The following is a 19,948-nucleotide window of genomic DNA, read 5'->3' as shown; positions in this document are numbered from 1 at the left end:
CGATGCCGCTTCGTCGTTTGCCCCGAGAGGCTTTCGTCGTTGCGAGCCGCCTATTATGTCAGGCTTTTCGTTTCCGTCAACACCTTCTTTCGAAGCGTGTTGCCGTCGCTGCGGGTGGGTGTTCACCGGGGTGAAGACCGCGTCACAGCGAGGGAGCGAATACTAAAGACTTCTGAAAATTCGTCAAGCGTTTTCGTCGATCTTTTTCATCAACGCGTCATCCGTGCGTGCTGCTCATCGACAAGCGCGGCAGCACGCGCGTTGCGCGTGCTGCCGAAGGCTTGCTAACAATGCATCCCTTGTCGTCAGGAATGCATGCGATGTCTGCCCTCCCCAAGCGTTCGTTGTTGCGCGATGCGTCGTTGCCCGCGCTGATGGCCGGCTTCATCACGGTGTTGGTGGGCTTCGCCAGTTCGGCAGTGATCGTGTTCCAGGCCGCCCGCGCGGTGGGCGCGACACAGGCACAGATCGCGTCGTGGATGTGGGCCTTGGGACTGGGCATGGGCATCACCTGTATCGGACTGTCGCTGCGCTACCGCGTGCCGGTGGTGACGGCATGGTCCACCCCAGGGGCGGCAATGCTGGTGGTAGGCGCCGGTGCAGTGGGCTACAGCGATGCGATCGGTGCGTTCGTGCTTGCTGCGGTGCTGGGGATGATCGCCGGCTTCTCCGGCCTGTTCGCGCGCGTCATGCGCCGGGTGCCGATGGCGCTGGCCGCGGGCATGCTTGCCGGCGTACTGCTTCGGTTCGGGCTGGATGTCTTCGTGTCCATGCAGACGCAGCTGGGGATGGCATTGGCGATGTTCGTCACGTGGTTGGTGGGTCGGCGCCTGTTCGCACGCTATGCGGTCATCGCCACCCTGCTGGTGGGCATCCTGGTGGCGGCGGCGCAGGGGCTGCTGCACCTGCAGGCGGTGCGCCTTGAACTGGCCACGCCGGCGTTCACCTGGCCGACCCTGTCGTGGCCGGCGGTGATCGGCATCGCGCTGCCCCTGTTCGTGGTGACCATGGCGTCGCAGAACATCCCCGGGGTGGCGGTGATCCGCGCGTCGGGCTACGACACGCCGATCTCGCCGGTGATCGGCTGGATCGGGGTGGCCAATACGTTGCTGGCACCGTTCGGCGCCTATGGGCTGAACCTGGCGGCGATCACGGCGGCGATCTGCATGGGCCGCGAGGCGCACGAGGACCCGGCCCGGCGGTATACGGCCGCGGTGGCGGCCGGGGCCTTCTATATCGTGGTGGGTCTGTTCGGGGCGACGGTGGCGGCGGTGTTCGCCGCCTTCCCCAAGGAACTGGTGGCCTGCGTGGCCGGCATCGCGTTGTTTGGGACCATCGCCAACAGCCTGTCGATGGCACTGCGGGAGGAGGCCGACCGCGAGGCGGCGCTGGTGACGTTCCTGGTCACCGCCTCGGGGGTGTCGCTGGTCGGGATCGGGTCGGCATTCTGGGGCCTGGTGGCCGGCGCGATCTGCCTGCTGGCGCTGCGCCCACGCACGCGCCAGGGCTGAGCCGGGATCAACTGTCGAACAGGAAGCTCAGGCCACCGAGCACGGCGACGTAGGCAAGCAACCCCAGCACCACCGCCGACCAGCGGGTGCCGCCGCGGGCGGCCAGCTCGGCGTGCAGGGCCTGCGTGTTGTCGCGGTGCGTGGCGCGGGCCTGGGCGATGATGCGGTCGGCGTGGCGCAGGTAGAGATGGTTGCCCAGGGCACCGGCGGTGGCGCTGGCACCGAAGGTGATCGCAGTGGACAGCGCGCTGCTGGCATTCACGAGGGCTTCCAGGAAAGACAGGCCGACCAGGGCTGCGATCCAGCCGGCCGCCACGGCATACATGCGCCGGTACAGCATCCAGAAGGCCCCGAACAGGAACGCGGGCCAGTGCCAGCCGCTGGCGTTGTGGCCGGGCCGGTCCAGCCGCCACTTGCGCCGGTACACCGGGAAATTGCTGCCCACGAACGCGGCGTAGGCCTGCTGGCTGGCATCCGGCGCGGCCCACCCGCCACCGTTGCCGGGCGCCAGGCTGGAGGCCGGGGCGGCGTAGGGATCATGCGCCGATGCCGATGCTGGTTCCCATGCCGGTGCCAGCACCTGTGGCGGTGGCGGTTCCGGCTCTGCCCGGGACAGCTCGGCCACGCTGTGCAGCGGCTTCCACTGCGGCATGCCCTCGCACCAGACCACGGTATCGATATCGACCGCGCCCTCCTGGTGCAGGCGTCGCAAGGCGCCTGTGGGCAGCGGGCCCTGCCGCTGCTGGCCGATATCGGCGTAGTACCACTGGGTCTCGGTCATGACTCTTTCCTTGAGAGGCCGTTGATGGAATTACAGTGGCAGCAGGCGCAGGGTCTGCTGCAGTACATGGCGTGCGCCCGGGGCCAGGGTGACCACGTCCGGGCCGGCATTGGCCGCTTCCAGGCAGACGTAATTGCGCCAGCCGCTGCCGACGTCGGCCATCTTGGCCGCCCCCGCTTCGCCCGGGTTCCAGGCGACCAGCGTGCGGCTGCCCTGGGTGCTGATCTCGATGCGCCGCTTGAGGGTGGGATCCTTGAGGATGTAGTGGCCACCGGCCTGGGTATAGATGCGATCGCTGCGACCGGGGTCGCGCGGGTCGCGCAGGTTCCAGTCGCCCTGCTGGACGCGCGGGGTGGCGTAGTCCTCGAACTTGTCCAGGTAGGTCAAGCCATCAAGCCCCTGCACGTCGACGCGGGTGGCATCGCCGACCCGGACGTAGTTGTGCAGGGCCTGGGTGAAGCTGACCGGCTGGCCGCCGGTGTTCTCGGTGACCAGGCGCTGCTCCAGGGTGCGGCCGATGCGCAGTTCCATCTGCAGGCGCAGGCCCAGAGAATCCAGCGTGGGCGGGGCGAGGGTGAGCACGACGGTGCCATCGGCATCGCGGCGCGCGTCCTTCAGGGTCCACGGCAGGGTGCGCACGAAGCCGTGCGAGGGCACGTCGGTGCCCTGCCCCTGGCGGCCGAAGTACGGCCAGCAGACCGGGCTGCCGCCGCGGATCGGGGTGGGCAGTGCCTGCGCGGTGGGCGACAGCCACAACACGTCCTGGCCCCCCTTGGGGACGTAGGACAGCAGTTGCCCACCGAACACTGCGATGGCGGCGGTGGCGAACGGGGTCTCGACCTTCCACGCGGGGAAGCCCTGCACGGTGCCCAGGCTCAGGCCATCGACCTTGGGCAGCGCGGCGCTGGGACCGGCCGGGGACTGCATCAGGCGGGCGTGGTTGGGCGGCAGGGTGAACACGGTGGATGCGGGCATGGCGGTCGACGGGGTCTTGATGGGAGGGGCGCTGCGCAGGGCGGTGAGGATGCGTTGGCCGGCGCGGCCGTCGGTGGTGGTCCAGCCCAGGCGCTGCTGCTCAACCTGGATGGCGCGACGGGTAGCGGTGCCGACCATGCCGTCGGCGGCACCGATGTCATGCCCGCGGGCGAGCAGCAGGGTCTGCAGTTCACGGCGCTCGCGACGGCCGATGCCGGGATCGTCGGTGGGCCAGGCCGCCACGGTGCCCCTGCCGCCACGCAGGCGGTCGGCCAGCGTGGCAATGGCCAAGGCGTAGCTTTCGGCGGCGTTGTAGGCGTAGATCGCGTCGTAGTTGCGGAACACCAGCCAGGCCGGGCCGTTGGCGCCCGTGGGCAGCAGCAGCGCGGCGTTGCTGTCGGCGGGCAGGCCCGCCGGCGCCAGGGCGCCGCCGCCGACCGGGACGATGCCCAGCGCGCGCCAACTGGCCAGCGGCTGGCGCCGGGTGCGGCCGGCCACGGCCGCGTTGAAACCGGGCGGGAGCGTGACCTCGATGCCCCACGGCTGGCCGGTACGCCACCCGGCCTTGGCCAAGTAGTTGGCGGTGGAGGCCAGCGCGTCGGGGATGCTGGCGACCAGGTCGCGGCGACCGTCGCCATCGCCGTCTACCGCGATGCGCGCATACGTGGAGGGCATGAACTGGGTATGCCCGAAGGCCCCGGCCCAGGAACCGGTGAGGCCATCGGCCTGCAGGTCGCCAGCGTCGAGCAGCTTGAGCAGGGCCAGCAGTTCGCCACGGAAGAAGGGCTGCCGGCGGCCGTTGCACGACAGCGTGGCCAGCGACTGCAGCAGCGGGCGCTTGCCGAACACGCGGCCGTAGTCACTCTCCACGCCCCAGACCGCGACGATGGTGGCAGGGTCGACGCCGTACTGGGCGGACACGCGGTCCAGTAGATCGCGGTGCTGGACCAGCAAGGCGCGCCCATCGTCGACACGCTGGCTGTCCACCAGCGCGGCCAGGTAATCCCACAGCGGCGTAGTGAATTCCGGCTGCGCATCGAGCAGCGGCAGCACGCTCAGGTCCGGGGTGAGGCCGGCGGTGAGGCGGCTGAAGCCGGTCGCGCTGATGCCCTGCTTGAGCGCCTGCGGTTGCAGGGTGGCCAGGCAGCGATCGAAGCTGTCCTGCGCGGCCGCGCTGGTGGTGCTTGCGAGCAGCGCCAGCGCGATGCCGGCCAGGCGCAGGCCAAGGCGGTGGATGGCGGGCAGTCGGGCCGGGGGACGGCGTGCGGGCATGATCACCTGGGGGCAACGGAAGAAGGCATGCCTGCAGCATAGGTCAATGCGTGGCCAGGGAGGGATCATGCAGACAGGTCCCGCACCAGCACGGCCAGCGCCGACACGTGCTGCAGCAGCGTCGGCCGCCGCGCGGGTACCAGCGCCGCGCGCAGTTGGCCGAGCTGGGCAGCCGCCTGGCGGTAACCGGCCAGCCGCAGGCAGTGGGCCTGGTCCTGCACGCGCTCCCAGTCGCCGCCGTGCTGGTGGCGAAGGCCTTGCTGCAGCAGCAGCGACAGGTGTTCGAGGGTGTCCAGCAGCGGCGTCGATGCGGCGGCGGCCACCGAGCGCAAGGGCAGCGCTGCAACGGGCGGGTGGACCTGCGGGACCACCGCCTGGGTGTCGGTGAGCAGCGCGGTGGGTTGCATGACCAGTGCCCCGCCCTGCAGGCAGACGTTGCCGGCCACCGCACGCAACGCGCCGTAGTGGCCGTCGAGCACGCGGGCCAGCACGTCCACCGCATCGGGTGCGGCGGCGCGGTGCGGATGCAGCAGGCGCAGGCCGATGCCCTGGCCGTCGCGTGCGACCAGGTCGGCATGCAGGGTCTGGGTGATCGGATCCCAGTCGACCCGTGCCGGCTGCAGCGCGTCGACCTGGACGACATGGAAAGCCGCCGGCGCACCGCCGGCGACACCCGCTGCCGCCAGCCGCGGCTGGGTGAATGCCGGCGGCTGCCGGGCCAGGTGCGCGGCCAGGGCCGCCGGATCGGGCTGGCGCAACGGTGCGCCCAGTTCGTCCCAGGCACGGGGCGACAGCGGCAGCAGGCCAGTGTGCTGGCGCTGGGCGGCGACGCTGACGGTGCCGTTGGCGCTGCGCGTGGCGCGCTGGGTGACGACCTGGCTGGCGGCCAGCTGGCGCAGTGGATGCCCGGCGATGCGGCGTTCGCCGAGCGGGAGGGGTGCCTGCGCCTCCCGTGGCCACTGCCGTGCCATCACCGTGACCGACTGGGTATCCGGGTCGGCCCAGAGCACGGTGGCGCCCTGCTCGCGTTCATCGCCCCACAGCGCGGCACCAAGCGAGACCAGACGCACGCGGTCCAGCGCGACCTCGCCCTTGACCCCGATCCCCAGCACCTGCGCGGCGGGCAGCGCGGGCGCCACCTGCCGGGCCAGCTGCGCGGCCGCTTGCAGACGGGCCCACAGCCCCACCACCAGGTCGAGCAGGGCCAGCGGCGCGAACCGGGTGCTGCGCGCCTGCCGTGCCTGCAGCAGCTGGCGCAGCTCGGCCAGCGCGTCATCGATCCAGCACCAGCCCTGCGCCTGGGCGCGGGTGCGCAGCGCCTGGATGCGCGCGGCCACGGCGATCAGCGGTTGTGCGCCACCGTCGAGCCAGAGCGAGAGCAGCAGCGCGTCGATGTCGGCCTGCAACGCCTGCGCGGCGGTGTCCCAGCCACTGGCGGCGTCGGGTGCGGCGTCGGCCGTGCGCAGTTGCAGGGTGTGCGGTGCCTGCAGCGGGCCGAGGCGCTCGGCCTGGGCGAAGGCCATCACCGCGAGCACGACGTGGGCGCAATTGCCGCCCTGGCGGCAATCGCAGCGCGCGTGGGCGATGGAGCCGCGGGCAAAGAAGCGCACGCTGCACATCGGCAACTGCGCGCCGGGCGGGCTGGCCGCGCCGGCCCACGGGGACACGGTGATCACCGGACCGTCCTGGCGTAGTCGCTCGGCCTGGTCCATCACCCCGGGGGGCAGCACGGCGGCCAGGCTCGGCAGGTCGAACTGGGCCGGGCTCCAGGCCGCGTCGGATGCAGCCTGGCCGTGGTCGAGCGCGAGGTCGGTGGCAGGCGGCGGCAGGGTGGCGGCCACCTGCGCCTGCCAGGCCAGCACCAGCGTGACCCGATGGCGGCACATGGCCGTGGCGGTGCAGCTGCACTGGGCATCACGCAGGGTGCAGCCCACCGGCAGGCGCGTTACGCAGCCGTCGTCGTAGGTGGCGGTGAGGGTGCCGCTGGCGTCGATGTCGAGCGCCGGTGCCATCCCGGCGGCAAGGTCCTTCTGCGCGCGCTTGACGAAGCCCGGGTTGGCCAGCGCCATCAACGCGGCCGGGGTGAGTTCCAGCAGGTCCTGGCGCAGGTTCATGCCAGTACCTTTTCGGCCAGCCATACGGCCAGCTCGCCCGGCGTCATCGCCGCGATGTGCGCGCCGACCTTGACCAGGCGTGCCGCGGTTTCGCGGTCGTAACTGGGCTCGGCCTGCGTGTCCAGCGCGGCCAGCCCCAGCACCTTGACCCCGGATTCGACCAGCGCCTTGACCCGCCGCACCAGGTCGCCATCGGCACCGCCTTCGTAGAAGTCGCTGACCAGCACCACCACGCTGCGCGAGGGATTGACCACGCGGCCCTGCGCGTAGGCCACGGCGCGGGCGATGTCGGTGCCGCCGCCGAGTTGCACCTTCATCAGCAGTTCGACCGGGTCGGCGACATCGGCGGTGAGGTCGACCACCTGGGTATCGAAAGCGATCAGGTGGGTGCGCATGCCCGGCAACTGCCACAGGCAGGCGGCCATGACCGCGCTGTGGATGACCGAGTCGACCATGGAGCCGCTCTGGTCGATCAGCAGGATGATGTCCCACGGTTCGGCCTGGCGACGGCTGCGGCTGAAGAACATCGGCTGCTGCACGTAGAGCTTGCCGCTGGCCGGGTCGAGGCGATGCAGGTTGGCCGCCACCGTGCGGCGGAAATCGAAGTTGCTGGCGATCTGCCGGCGCGAGCGGCGGCGGCGGTCGCGGGTGCCGCTGAAGGCCTGGTGCACCTGCGTGGCCAGCCGCTCCATGATGCGCCGCACGACCTCGGCCACCAGCGTGCGGGCGGCGGCGAGCACCTGCGGGTTCATCAGGTGCTTGGTATGCAGTACTGCGCGCAGCAGGCTCTCGGAGGGCGCGATGCGCTCGAGTACCTCCAGGTTGGTGACCACTTCGTCGATGCCATAGCGCTCCACGGCGTCGCGTTCGAGGCGTTCGATCACCTCGCGCGGGAACAGCCGGTGGATGTCGTTGATCCAGTCCGGCGTGGACAGCTGCGATGCACCGCCGCCGCCACTGCGTTCGCCACGCAGCGCGCGGTCGCCATCACGGCCGTACAGCCACTCCAGCGCGGCGTCGGCGGCCTGGGCCTGCGCGCCGAGCGCACCACAGGCCGGCTCGGCCGGTTCGCCCAACAGCAGGCGCCAGCGCTGCAGCGGATCGGGGATGTCCAGGCTCATGACGCGGTGTCCTGCACGGGGGTGATGCCCCAGCGCGCGAGCGCGTCCAGCGCGGCGGTTTCGCGCTGGGCGGCGCGGGCCAGGGCGTCGGCAGGCGCCTGCCCCGGCACCGCCGCGGTCAGCACGCGGCCGGACAGGTGGTCGGCGCCATGCAGGGCCAGCATGCGGGTGGCCAGCGCGCCGCGCTCGCGTGCGGGCAGCCAGGCGAACGCGCTGCGCAGCGCCGGCAAGGCGAGGATGAAGTCGTCTGCCTGCAGGGCCTGGATGAGGCCGTCCAGCGCGGCGGTGAAGCCGGGCTCGCTGGCCAGGCGGTCGCGCGCCAGCGCCAACAGGCCGGCCAGGGCATCGCCCATCTGCGCCGGCGCCAGGCCCTGCAGCAGGGCCATGGCCTCGTCGGCAAACGGGAGCGTGGCCGCCCCCACCCGCTCGCGCAGGCCCACCAGCGCACCGAGCGAGGCGCCGCGGCTGACGGCCGCCGCCTGGGGATTGGCGAGCTTGCGCTGCCATACCGCCAGCGCGCGGGCCGGGGCCGTGGCGAACGTGGCGGCGTCGCCGGGCTCGTGATCGGCCAGGCGATCGATGAGGATCTGGCGCAGCGCCAGGTGGCCGCGCAGGTGGGCGTCGGTGTCGGCGCTGCTGACCTGGCCGGGCGCTTCGAGCAGCCACAGGGCACGGTCCAAGCCGGGCCCAAGCAGGGCGTTGAGCATCGGCGCCTCCTGCATGCCCAGCATGTGCCCATGCCGGCGCAGCAGGTCCAGCTCGCCCAGCGCCGGGGCCAGCACCTCGAAACGCGCTTCGCTGGCGACCGCCGTGGCCAGGTCGTCGAGCACGGCGGCGCTGACGGCCGGCAGTGCCGCCCATGCGGCGCGGTTGAGCAGCGGGACCCGTCCGGCGATGCCGCGATCAGCATGCCGCAGTGCATCTTCCAGCCGGGCGCGGGCGGCATCGCCGACAGTGGCGCCCCAGGCGCCGGCTTCGATCAGCGCGGCGTGCTGCTCCACCGGCTGGGTCAGCGACCAGGTCTCGTCGAACGTGTCGCTGATGGCCTGCGCCGGGCCGTGGGTACGCACGATGCCGGGCACCTGCAGCAGCAGCAGCCGATGCAGCAGGACGCTGCGCTGGCGGTCGTGCGGGTCGAGCAGGTCCAGCTGGCAGCGTTGGCCCAGCGCCAGCCCGTGCGCCTGCAGTTGCGCGGCGAGGTCGGCCAGCAAGGGCGGTTGCGGGGTCAGCGGGTCCAGCAGCCCGGTGCTGTCGCCGGTCAGCACGTCCATGATCTGGACCAGGACCGGATCGGTGCCGGCACGCAGTCGGCCGCGGTAGGTCCACGGCAGCGGTGCGTCCAGTGCGTCCTTGACCAGCGCCCCGGCCAGCGCGTCGAGCCAGTCCACGCGCTGCGGACGGGCATGCCCGCGCAGCCGCGCCAGGCCTTCAGCCCGCAGGCGTGCGGCGATCAGGTCGGCGGTGGACGCCGGCAACCTGCGCCCACGCAGCCGTGCCATCACCTGGCCGAGCATGTGGGCGTCGGCATCCACGCCGTGCTCCCACTGCCACTGGTACCACCCCGGCGAGGGCATTCCGGAGGCGTACCCGGCGAAAGCGTCCAGGCGCTTGAACGTATACGGCACGAGGAACGAACCATGCCGCACCGCCCCGCCACTGCCGTCCTGCGGGGTGGGCACCGCCGGCGGCGTGCTCGCCGCCGGTTGCTGCGCCCACAGCTGCTGCAGCGCGGGCGCGTGGTAGCCGCCACAGACAACGAGCACGCCGTGGCGACCGTCGTGCGCCGGCTGGCGCATTGCCCAGGCGATCCAGGCGGCCATCATCTGTTCGCGTCGCTGGTTGCCCAGCGACCCGCGGTCATCACCGCGCAGGTGGACGAAGTAGGTGTGCAGGCGTTCGTGCAGGCCATCGCCGGCGTCGTCCTGCTCGAACAGGTGGTCCCACAGCGCATCGCGGCCCTGGACGGCCAGGCGCTCGCCGAGCGCGCGTTCGTAGGCGTCGGCGCGGGCTTCGTGGGCATGGTCGGCGCTGTCGGCATAGCGGTTTTCCAGCGCCGCGAAGGCGTCGTCCCACGCGGGCAGGTCGATGAAGCGTACCTGCGCGCCTACTTCGCGCCCCACCACCAGTGCCTGCCATTCGGGCGAATGCTCGGCGAACGGGGTCCAGGAGCCGTGGTGGGTGCTGTCGTCGGACCGATGGCTGTAGATCGCCAGCGGCAGGCGATGGTCCAGGTACAGCTCGTCCAGGCGCGGGTTGAAATCGGCCGGGCCTTCGATCAGCACGAAGGCCGGGCGCTGGCGGCGGATGCGCGCGGCCACCAGCCGGGCGCAGGCCGGGCTGTGGTGGCGGACGCCGATGATGTCGGGCTGATCGATCACGGCAGGCGGTGGCGCGCCTCGTAGTACGCACGCCAGGACGGGCCCTGGCGGCGCGCGACGGTGTGTTCGAAGTACCGGCGCAGCTTGGCGCGGTCCTCGGCGCTGTCCTTGACCACCGTGCCGGCGATGCAGTCGACCAGGTCGGCCGGTGCACCTTCGCGCTGCTCCAGGAACCAGGCCCGCACGCCCACTGCATGGGCGACGTTGACGGCCTCGGCGGTGGACATGACGGCCGACAGGCGATCCATCGGCGTGTCGCCACCCTGCCCGTCCGGCGCGTGGCCGCTGCGCAGGTCGCGGAAGGTGGTGACCAGCAGTTCCAGCACCGGTACCGGCAGCGTGGCCGGAATGCCGCTGCGCTCGAGCAGGCGCGCCGACGCCTGCTGTACCAGCTGCAGTTCCAGGTCGAAATCGAGGATCGCCGCGACGGTTTCGAAATCGAAGCGGCGCTTGAGCGCGGCGCTCATTTCATTGACGCCGCGGTCGCGCGTGTTGGCGGTGGCGATGATGTTGAAGCCCTCTCGGGCATACAGCATGGCGTGCTCGCCCTCGAGCTCGGGCACGGCCATGACCCGGTCCGACAGCATGCCCAGCAGGCAGTCCTGTACTTCCTGCGGCGCGCGGGTGATTTCCTCGAAGCGCACGATGCGGCCATCGCGCATGCCCTGGTACAGCGGCGCCGGCACCATCGCGCGCGGGCTGGGGCCTTCGTTGATCAACAGCGCGTAGTTCCAGCCGTACTTGATCTGGTCTTCGGTGGTGGATGCGCCGCCCTGGATGGTGAGGGTGGACACGCCGCAGATGGCGCTGGCCAGCAGTTCGGACAACAGCGACTTGGCGGTGCCCGGCTCGCCGACCAGCATCAGGCCGCGGCCGGTGGCCAGGGTGACCAGCATGCGTTCGATGCTGGCCACCGGGGCCACGACCTTGGCCTGGATGCCCAGCGCGGGATCGCCCAGGATGAAGGCGCGCGCGGCCCGCAGGCTGAGCGCCCAGCCCGGCGGACGGGCATCGCGGTCGTGCTGGCGCAGGCGGGCCAGTTCGTCGGCATGCAGCACCTCGGCGGGCGGGCGCTGCATCGCGGCGGTGGGCGCGGGGGAAACGGAGGACGGGGCCATCGGGGTATCCGGTTGCACGCACGCGCCGGGCGCGCGCGTTCGGGTGGGAGGCGGGCCACGCCGGCGGTGCGGCCCGCAGGGCTCAGGCGCGCAGCGCCTCCAGGTCGCGGATCAGTTCGCTGGCGGCGATCGGGTCCAGGCCGGACAACGGGTCGGCCTGCTGCATGTCACCCCAGGCACCGGGGGAGCCGAACTGCACGTCGCCCAGTTCCTGTTCGGGGTATTCGTTGACCATGCCCACGATGATGCCCGGATCGAGCAGCAGCTCGATCACCTTGCCGTTGGCCAGCGGCTTGGTGAAGTACCAGATGCCGCCGCCGTCCTGGGCCATGCCGCGACGCCAGCCCTTGTTGACCAGGCCGAGCACGCGGCCAGTGGGCACTTTGGCGCCCTTCCAGCGCAGCAGCTTGTCCTGCGGGTGTTCGTCGGCCCGCAGGGTGTAGGTGTCGCGGCCGACCTGCGCGAACGGCTGCAGCAGTTCGTAGTCGGCCAACACCTGGCCGAACGCGGCGGCATCGGCGGCCGACAGCTCCAGCGCATGCGGCACGCCGATGCGCACCGCCTCGCCCTCGGGCAGGTCGAACGGATCGTCGTTGGCGTCGGTGAAACTGCCATCTTCGGCCACCCGGAAGCAGGCCTGCAGGGTGCCGCCATGCGACTGGCCGTCGCTGACCGCGTACACGCCCCAGACCAGGCGCTGCACCAGGTGGCGCAGCAGCGGGTGCTCGACCAGGAACGCGCGGTACAGGGCCGGAGTCCAGCGCCGGCGCGCGCACATGGCCAGCTCCAGGCGCAGCACCTGCTGGCTGGCGATGGTGCGCACGTCTTTCTTCAACGTCTTGAAGCGCTCGACACTGGCCTTGGCCAGCGCGGCGTCATCGCTCTTCTTCGGTTTGGGCAGATCCTCCAGCCGCGGGCCGTCGCCACTGGCGAGGATCTCGCGCACGTAGGGCTTGAGCGCTTCGTCGAACCCGACCTTGAAGGCGCGCGGACCAAACTCCAGGCGCAGGGTGCCGTGTTCGTCCAGGTCCAGGTCCGGGGCGAGACGGTCCTCCAGTTCTTCGGTGGTGAGCTGGCGTGCCTCGGCGATCGCCGCGATCTTCTCGCGGGCCTTGTCCTGCAGGCCCTTGAACTTGATCTTCTGCGCGATGCCGTTGATCTGCATCAGCGCCACGTCGGTACCGATGGTGGCCAGCACATCCAGCCCCAACACCGCACGGGCATGCGCGGCCTCGCCCGGCCAGGTGCGGATGAAGGGCGTGAGGCGGCGGGCGGTGTCGTCGTTGCCGAGCAGGCCCTGCGCGGTCAGCACCCAGCTTTCCTTGCCGGACCCACCCGCATTGAGCCAGGCACCGAACAGGTCCCAGGCAAAGTCGGCGAGGCTGTCGGGGCGGCAGGCCGCGATCACCTGGCCGATGCCGGCGTAGACCTCTTCGTTGGTGGGGAAGGTAAGCATTTCGCCGAGCAGGTCGATGGCCTCCTCGCCGAGCGCCTTGCCGTTGTGCAACAGCGGCCGTCGCCAGCCGCTGGGCGCCCAGAACTCGGGCAGCTTGCTGCGCCGGGTGGGATAGCGCTGCAGCGGGTCGTCGTCGAGCACCTGCTGCAGCGCCTGCATCACGTCGTCGCGGCCATGCCGCGCGGCCACCTCGCGCAACACCGCTTCATGGCCCTGGGCCGCGAGCAGGCGCACGCCGGCACCGGCACTGTCGCGCAGCTCGCCGGCCTTGCCGAAGGCCGCGGGGAGCAGGCCGGCAGCGGCGTGTTCGGGGTAAGTAAGCAGCCACTGACGGCCGATGTCGCGCACGGTCTTGAGCCTGGCGAACGCGCGTGCGGCCGGCAGGGCCAGTTCCACCGCACCGACATGCAGCGCATCGGCCATGCAGTCGGTGGGTTTGCTGCGGACCATGGTGATCAGGGCGGGCAGTACCGCCAGGCCATGCGATGCGACCATGCGCGAGATGCTGCCGCTTTCGGTTTCGCCGGCGATCGCATTCCAGAACGGCGCGGCCATGCCCTCGGGCAGGGCGTCGATGTATTCGGGGTAGAGGCAGAACCAGTAATACTGGCTGCGGCGGCGCACGGCGACCATGTCCCGCCACAGGCTCACCAGCTGCGCGGTATCGCGCGCCACGATGGCCGCGGCAGCCTGGGCGTTCAGCGCCTTGAGCTCCTCATCGCGCAGGGTGAAGCCGATCTCGTCGGCGGCGCGCGTTGGCTGCTGGCGGCACTCCTGCATGCGCTGTGCCTGCCAGTTGCCCAGCTGCATCGCCGCGTCGCGGGTGCCCGGCGCCCAGTGCTCCACCGGCTCGACCGGCAGCAATGGCACGTCCAGCACGGCCTGCGCCTGGCGCGTACGCGGCTGGCGCCAGGGCGCGGCGGCGAGCACCGGCGGCAGTTCGTCGTGCCCTGCCGTCTCCTGCGGTCCGCCAAGCAGGGCCCGCTGGCGCTGGATCACGGCCAGCGCGGCCGGCTCGATCCACGGCTCCACGGCCACGACGCGCTCGCCCATCGCGCGCAGCAGCTGCACCAGCGTCGGGGTGAGCAGGCCGGCGTCCTTGCCACCGGCGGCGACCACGCGCGAGATGGCCACCAGCGCGGCCTCCGGCCAGCGATTGACCGCCAGCCCCAGCCGGGCCAGCGCATGCTTGGAACTGCTGGCCGCACGCGCCAACGCGTCCACCGCATCGGGGAGACCGATATGGGCGAGCGCATCGCCGGCTTCTTCGACGATGGCGCCGGGCGCCAGCAACGGCAGTGCCGCCACGCCGCGTTCCACCAGCACCGTGGCGGCGAAACGCGCATGGTTCCAGAATTTTTCGTTGGGCCGCAGGCGCATGGCCACCGCGCAGGCGGCCGGATCGGTGGCGATGGTCATCAGCCAATGGGCGCTTTCGTGCAGCGCCGCGGCGGCGCCCGGCGCCAACAGAAGCGCGTGGGCCAGCGCAGGTGCGTCGGGCAGCAGCAACAGCAACGCCGGCTGCCGGCAGGCCACCACGTGCGGCAGATGACCACCGATGCGCTCCACGCAGGCCTGCCACACCGCTTCGTCGGCCACCGACAGATGGCTGCGCAGCGCATCCTCGGCCGCACCCAGCGGGGCGCTCCAGCGCGAACCGAACGGCTCATCGACCTGGCCATGGAAGCGCAGGGTATGCCGCTGGGTGGAATGGTCGTACTCGCTGGCGATCTGGATGTGCTGCGCATCCAGCAGCATCGCCACCACCTGCTCCAGGCCGTGGCTGGCCACCAGCCAATGCACCGTGTCGGCGAACAGTGCTTCGTGCCCGTAGTGGTTGTTGAGCGCGATCACCAGCAGCATCAGGTCGGCATCGCGGTCCGGCGCAGGCACCTGGGCACGCAGTCGTTCGACCATCCTGCGCAGGGCCGGCAGCAGGGCCGGGTCGCTACGCACCTCATCGACATCCACGTTGAGCTGGGTGGCGAAGGCCTGCCACAGGGCGGCCGGGTCGTGCGCGGGCAATCGGGCCGGGAAGCGACGCGAGGCGTACATCAACGCCAGGTGCTGCGGGGTGATGCGCACCGGCGCGCCCTGGGCGAGCCACGGCGGCAGGTTGGGGTCATGCGGCAGGTCCGCCGCGGCCACCGGAACGGCGGTGAAGCAGTCCGCCCCGGGGTTGGCCGCGGCGGCCGGTGCATCCTTGGCAATCTGGGTGCTCCAGCGACTGACCATCCCCGCGTCCCGGAGCGCCGCATAGGCGAGCTGGGCGCCCACCTCGCTGACCCCGGCGCGGCGGCGCAGGCCGGTGACGGTGAGCGACTCGCCCGGTGCAAGCGCGCCGGTCAGCAGCGCCTGGCGGATATGCTCGAAGGCCGTGGCCGCCTCTTCACCGGCGTGGGGGCCGCACTGGGTGCAGGTGCAGCGGCGGCAGGCTGGGGCGCCTTGGCGGCGCGCGGCGCGGCCGTGGCTGGCGCGGTGGCTGCGATCGCGGGCGTGGCCGCGGCACCGGTTTCACTGTAGCCCTTGCCGGTTTTTTCATTGACCAGCCTGGTCAGCGCCGACGCGGCCTTGGCGGCATCGGCGAAGGACTTGGTCTGGCTTTGCCCCTGCGTGCCGATGCGTCCCCAGCGCACGTTCAAGTCGCTGCCGTCCTGCTCCACTTCCCAGAACTTGCTGGCGGTACCTTCCACGAGTTCGAATCGACGCATCACGTCCGTACTACTCCCTGGCCTGCGCGGTGGCCACAACGCAACCGCTTCCATGCGTCCATAGCATATCGGCGAACGGCAGCCCCCGCATGACCGCCAGCGCACTGCCGGCGGTGCAGCGTGCGCCGAAGAGGCGGCTCAGGCGCGCAGGGCTTCCAGGTCGCGGATCAGTTCGCTCACGGCAATGGCATCGAGCGCGGTCGCGACACTGCGTCCACGCCGGGTTAGATCAGCACGGTGGCCACGAAGCGGGCATCGTCCCAGAACTTGGGGGGTCTTTTTGTGCTGTTCGATCGCCACGGCGATGGCCTGCGGATCCCGCGCGGTGGTGAGCAGCCAGTGCGCCGCGGCGGGAGTGCGTCAGACCGGGCGCAGCAGCGCGAGCTCGAAGGCGGGATCGCGGGCGTTCCAGCGCGTGCAGACCTGCAGGCCCGCCTGGGCCACCAGCGCCGCGAACGCGGCCTCGGTGTACTTGTGGCTGTATTCCACGGTCATCGCCTCGCCCTCGGCGAAGTCGAACGGTTGCCCGGCCACGTGCACGGTCTGCGCGCGGGTACTGACCAGCTCGGTCTCGATCCGCAGCCGCTCCACGCTGTAGCGGGCGCGGTGCTGGAAGGCGTCCAGGTCGAAGTCGCTGCCGATTTCGCGGTTGAGCCTTGCCAACAGGTTGAGGGTGAACGCGGCGGTGACGCCGGCCGCATCGTTGTACGCCGCTTCGATCAGCGCCGGGTCCTTGTGCAGGTCGATGCCGATCAGGGCCATGCCGTCAGCGCCCATGGTCTGGCGCATCGCCTGCAGCAGCCTGACGGCCTCGGGCGCGGCGAAGTTGCCCAGGGTGGAGCCGGGGAAGAACAGCAGGCGGCGCGCCGGTTCGCGTTGCGATTCGGGCAGCTGTACCGGGCGGGTGAAGTCGGCGCAGACCGGGAGCATTTCAATGTCCGGCAGGGCCTGCGCCAGCCGCGCGATGCTGGCCAGCAGGGCGGCGCGCGAGATCTCGATGGGCGTATAGGCCACCGGGTCGGCCAGCGCGTGCAGCAGCAGTTCGGTCTTGCGGCCGCTGCCGCTGCCCAGTTCGACCACGTGCAGGCGCGGGCCGACCACGCTGGCGATATCGGCGGCGCAGTCCTGCAGCAGGTGCAGTTCCGTGCGCGTGGGGTAGTACTCGGGCTGGCGGGTGATCTGTTCGAACAGGGCCGAGCCGCGTGCGTCGTAGAAGTACTTGGATGGCAACTGGCGCGGCCGCTGGGACAACCCCTGCAGGATGTCGGCGGTGATCCGCGCACGGTCCGGCTGCAGGTCGGTCAGCGCCTCGAGCGCGTCACTGACCGTGCTCATGCCAGGTCCCGCGCCAGGCGCAGGCCGGAGAACTGCCAGCGCGCCGACGGTGCGAAGAAGTTGCGGTAGCTGGCACGTACATGCCCCTCGGGGGTCACGCAGCTGCCGCCGCGCAGGATCCATTGGCCGTTCATGAATTTACCGTTGTATTCGCCGAGGTTGCCGGCAAAGGGGCGAAAGCCCGGATAGGCGCCGTAGGCGCTGCTGGTCCATTCCCAGACGTCGCCGAACAGCTGCAACAAGGCGGTGTCGGCGCCCTGCCCTGGCGCGCTGGCGCCACCGGGATGCAGCCGGTCGGCGTCGGCGAAATGGCCGTGCGCTGGCTGGCCGGCGGCGGCGGCTTCCCATTCGAACTCGGTGGGCAGGCGCGCGCCTTGCCAACGCGCATAGGCGTCCGCCTCGAAATAGCTGAGGTGGCAGACCGGCGCATGCCGATCCAATCGCTGCCAGCCGCCCAGGGTGAACTCGCGTTCCAGCGCGTCGTCCCAGTACAGCGGGTGCTGCCAGCCTTCGGCCTGGCACAGCGCCCAGCCTTCGCTCATCCACAGGGTGACGTCGCGGTAGCCGCCAGCCTCGATGAACGCACGGTACTCGGCGTTGCTGACCGGACGGTTGGCCAGCGCGTGGGCCGGGACCAGCACGCGATGCACGGGGGATTCGTTGTCGTAGGCGAAGGCAGGGTGCGTGGGCCAGGCCGGCGCCCCGATCTCGACGATCTGCTCGGGGGCGTCGCGCCACTCCAGTGGAATGGCGGGCGCCTCGTGGCGGGCAAGGTCGTCGCGGTAGGCCGGCTGCAGGGGATTGCTCCACAGCGCGTGCTTGATGTCGGTGAGCAGCAGTTCCTGGTGCTGCTGTTCGTGATGCAGGCCGAGCAGCAGCTGGTGGCGCGCCTGCGGGTCGAGCGCGTCGGCCTGCAACAGGGCGATGACCTGCTGGTCGACCCGGGCCCGGTACTCCAGCACCTGCGCCAGTGACGGGCGCGACAGCAGGCCGCGCTGCGGCCGCGCGTGCGCCGGGCCGATGCTCTGGTAATAGCTGTTGAAGAGGTAGTGCCAGTCGGCGTCGAAGGGGGCGTGGTCGGGCCGGCTGCCCAGCACGAAACGTTCGAAGAACCAGGTGGTGTGGGCCAGGTGCCATTTGCTCGGGCTGGCGTCGGCCATGCTCTGCACCATGGCGTCTTCGGGGCTGAGCGGGGCGGCCAGCGCCACGCTGCGCGCGCGGATCCCGGCGTAGCGGACGGCCAGTGCTGCGTCATGCGTTGTGGCGGGCGGCGGTGCGGAGGCGACGGCGGTATTCATCGCGCTCAGGATCGGCCAGCCGCGGTGAGCGGCATGTCATGGCAAGGCTCAGATCATGTGACGCACTCAAGTTGAATACGCAGCGGCCGCTATCGGGAAGACCATCGCCTGTGTGGTCCGGTTTGCACGTGCAGCCATGGCGCGCCGGCCCACACCCGTGGAACCGTCCTTGCGCAACCACCTGCTACGCCAGCCTGGCCATTACCTGTTCCTGCTGCCCGCCATGCTGGTGGGGATGGGACTGTGGTGGGCCACGCCGGCCGATGAGGTGGGCAGCCCCGTGCACCGGATCCTGCCGCTGGTGCTGACCTGCCTGGGCATCGGCCTGGGCCTGATCTACAACCGCGTGCGCGCGGTGTGCCTGCTGCTGGCGATCGCGCTGGCGTTCGCGATGCTGCATGGCCTGGTCGGCAGCTTCCTCAACACCGGTGCGGTCACCGCGCTGACACCGCTGCTGTTCCACTCGGTCTCGCTGTGGCTGCCGCTGCTGTTCGCGCTGCATGGGCTGTGGCCCGAGCGCGGCCGCCTGCGCGAGGACCTGCTGCTGCGCGGGGTGGTCAGTGGCGCGGCGGTAGGCGTGTTCGCCCTGCTTGCCGCGCAGGGGCCGCAGGGCATGCATGACCTGCTCTCGGACCACCATTGGGCGTGGCTGCCGACCGGCTGGAGCCGGCTGGCGCAGCTGCCCACGCTGGTGTTCGTGGCGGCCCTGGTCGGCCTCGGCGCGCAGGCACTGCGGCAGCCGCGGCCGCTGCATACGGCGATGCTGATCGCGCTGCTGGTGGTATGGGCGATGCTGCCGCGGGTGTTCCTGTCGCCGGCGCTGCTGCCGGCACTGGCCAGCACCGCGCTGCTGCTGATCGTGTCGGCGATGCTGCAGGAATCCTTCCACATGGCCTACCGCGACGAGCTGACCGGGCTGCCCGGGCGCCGCGCCTTGAACGAGTGCCTGCAACGGGTGGGCGCGACCTACACGATCGCGATGGTGGACGTGGACCACTTCAAGCGCTTCAACGATACCCATGGCCACGACAATGGCGATGACGTGCTCAAGCTGGTGGCCACGCGGCTGGCCGAGGTGGGCGGCGGCGGGCGGGCCTTCCGCTACGGCGGCGAGGAATTCGCCCTGGTGTTCCTGGACCGCCCCGCCCCGGCCTGCGTGGAGGCGGTGGAGGCGGTCCGGGCGACGGTGGAGGCCAGCCGACTACAGCTGCGCGACCGCGCCGCGCGCGCGCAGGACGACGCGGTGGGCCGCCTGCAGCGCGGCCGCGGCGGCGGCGGCACGGTGGTGCAGGTGACGGTGAGCATCGGCATGGCCGACCACCGCGCGGGCGACGACGCCCAGGCGGTGATCAAGGCGGCCGACCAGGCGCTGTACGCGGCCAAGGATGCCGGGCGCAACTGCGTGCGCGCCCACGGCCAGCAGCGGCCGGTGGCGGTGCGCAGCCGCGAGGCGGCTCAGGGCAGCGCGTCGAGGTAGAACCAGCGGCCGTCTTCGCGGACGAAGCGGCTGTGTTCGCGCATCTTGACCGCGCTGCCGCCGCCGATTCTGTAGCGGGCGGTGAAGTCGACCTGTGCGTGGTCCGGGTCGGCGACAGTGTGCTGGTGGAGGGTCAGGCCGAGCCACTGGGTGCGTTGGTGGGCCGGTTCGTCCAGCGACAGCGCGTCCGGGCGCGTGGACGGATGCCAGCTGGCCAGCAGGTAGTCCGGCAGCTGTTTGACGTAGGCGCTGTAGCGCGAGCGCATCAGGGCCTCGGCGTCGGGGGCGTGGGCGCCGGCGTGATAGAGGCCACAGCAGGCGGTGTAGGCCAGGGGGCGGCCGCAGGGACAGGGGTCGGGGTTGCTCATGCGGGCATTGTCGCGCGTTTGCCCTGTGCCGAT

General features: G+C 71.2%; 15 protein-coding genes. 3 read left to right on the top strand and 12 right to left on the bottom strand.

Going from position 1 to position 19,948, the window contains the following annotated elements:
• Both M2421_RS15210 and M2421_RS15205 read left to right on the top strand, forming a co-directional pair.
• The coding region (locus M2421_RS15210; RefSeq protein WP_259208219.1) for a hypothetical protein at positions 1–288 on the top strand (288 nt) is incomplete at its 5' end.
• Between the two features lie 32 nt (positions 289–320).
• Positions 321–1,511, top strand: a complete 1,191-nt coding sequence (locus M2421_RS15205) for a benzoate/H(+) symporter BenE family transporter (protein ID WP_259208217.1) — start codon at positions 321–323, stop codon at positions 1,509–1,511.
• 7 nt (positions 1,512–1,518) lie between these two features.
• Here M2421_RS15205 and M2421_RS15200 read toward each other — a convergent pair whose 3' ends face one another.
• The 11 genes from M2421_RS15200 to egtB form a co-directional block, all read right to left on the bottom strand.
• Complete coding sequence (locus tag M2421_RS15200; protein ID WP_259208215.1) at positions 1,519–2,292, bottom strand: GYF domain-containing protein; 774 nt, start codon at positions 2,290–2,292, stop codon at positions 1,519–1,521.
• A gap of 30 nt (positions 2,293–2,322) precedes the next feature.
• Positions 2,323–4,539, bottom strand: coding sequence for a lytic murein transglycosylase (locus M2421_RS15195; RefSeq protein WP_259208213.1), 2,217 nt, complete (start codon positions 4,537–4,539; stop codon positions 2,323–2,325).
• 65 nt (positions 4,540–4,604) lie between these two features.
• Positions 4,605–6,653, bottom strand: coding sequence for a hypothetical protein (locus tag M2421_RS15190; protein ID WP_259208210.1), 2,049 nt, complete (start codon positions 6,651–6,653; stop codon positions 4,605–4,607).
• On the bottom strand, positions 6,650–7,774 hold the full coding sequence (locus M2421_RS15185; protein ID WP_259208207.1) for a VWA domain-containing protein: 1,125 nt from the start codon (positions 7,772–7,774) through the stop codon (positions 6,650–6,652). Before M2421_RS15185 ends, M2421_RS15190 begins: the two co-directional genes overlap by 4 nt.
• A complete protein-coding gene (locus M2421_RS15180; protein ID WP_259208206.1) occupies positions 7,771–10,152 on the bottom strand; it encodes a DUF5682 family protein in 2,382 nt (793 codons plus the stop codon). Before M2421_RS15180 ends, M2421_RS15185 begins: the two co-directional genes overlap by 4 nt.
• Positions 10,149–11,270 carry an AAA family ATPase gene (locus M2421_RS15175; RefSeq protein WP_259208204.1) on the bottom strand — a complete coding sequence of 374 codons (1,122 nt, stop codon included), beginning with the start codon at positions 11,268–11,270 and terminating at the stop codon, positions 10,149–10,151. The genes M2421_RS15180 and M2421_RS15175 overlap by 4 nt, the downstream gene beginning before the upstream one ends.
• Before the next feature lie 82 nt (positions 11,271–11,352).
• Positions 11,353–14,961: a DUF4132 domain-containing protein gene (locus tag M2421_RS15170; RefSeq protein ID WP_259208200.1), complete on the bottom strand. Its 3,609-nt coding sequence runs from the start codon at positions 14,959–14,961 to the stop codon at positions 11,353–11,355.
• Positions 14,962–15,071: 110 nt separating this feature from the next.
• Positions 15,072–15,437 carry a WGR domain-containing protein gene (locus M2421_RS15165; RefSeq protein WP_259208197.1) on the bottom strand — a complete coding sequence of 122 codons (366 nt, stop codon included), beginning with the start codon at positions 15,435–15,437 and terminating at the stop codon, positions 15,072–15,074.
• Positions 15,438–15,575: 138 nt separating this feature from the next.
• Positions 15,576–15,737, bottom strand: a complete 162-nt coding sequence (locus M2421_RS15160; RefSeq protein ID WP_259208195.1) for a hypothetical protein — start codon at positions 15,735–15,737, stop codon at positions 15,576–15,578.
• Between the two features lie 60 nt (positions 15,738–15,797).
• Positions 15,798–16,772: an L-histidine N(alpha)-methyltransferase gene (gene egtD / locus M2421_RS15155; protein WP_259208192.1), complete on the bottom strand. Its 975-nt coding sequence runs from the start codon at positions 16,770–16,772 to the stop codon at positions 15,798–15,800.
• Entirely contained in the window at positions 16,769–18,070 is a 1,302-nt protein-coding gene (gene egtB / locus M2421_RS15150) for an ergothioneine biosynthesis protein EgtB (RefSeq protein ID WP_259208190.1), read from the bottom strand. The genes egtD and egtB overlap by 4 nt, the downstream gene beginning before the upstream one ends.
• A 169-nt stretch (positions 18,071–18,239) precedes the next feature.
• On the opposite strand from egtB, the gene M2421_RS15145 reads away from it, so the two are divergent.
• Positions 18,240–19,547, top strand: coding sequence for a GGDEF domain-containing protein (locus M2421_RS15145; RefSeq protein WP_259208187.1), 1,308 nt, complete (start codon positions 18,240–18,242; stop codon positions 19,545–19,547).
• On the opposite strand, the gene M2421_RS15140 is transcribed toward M2421_RS15145, so the two are convergent.
• A complete protein-coding gene (locus M2421_RS15140; RefSeq protein ID WP_259208186.1) occupies positions 19,526–19,915 on the bottom strand; it encodes a YchJ family metal-binding protein in 390 nt (129 codons plus the stop codon). The genes M2421_RS15145 and M2421_RS15140 overlap by 22 nt on opposite strands.
• Positions 19,916–19,948: the final 33 nt, after the last annotated feature.

Source organism: Stenotrophomonas sp. BIGb0135 (assembly GCF_024810105.1).
GTDB classification, from domain to species: domain Bacteria; phylum Pseudomonadota; class Gammaproteobacteria; order Xanthomonadales; family Xanthomonadaceae; genus Stenotrophomonas; species Stenotrophomonas maltophilia_AB.
Note: the sequence above shows the minus strand (reverse complement) of the source record. Positions and strands in the feature narration are given on the sequence as shown.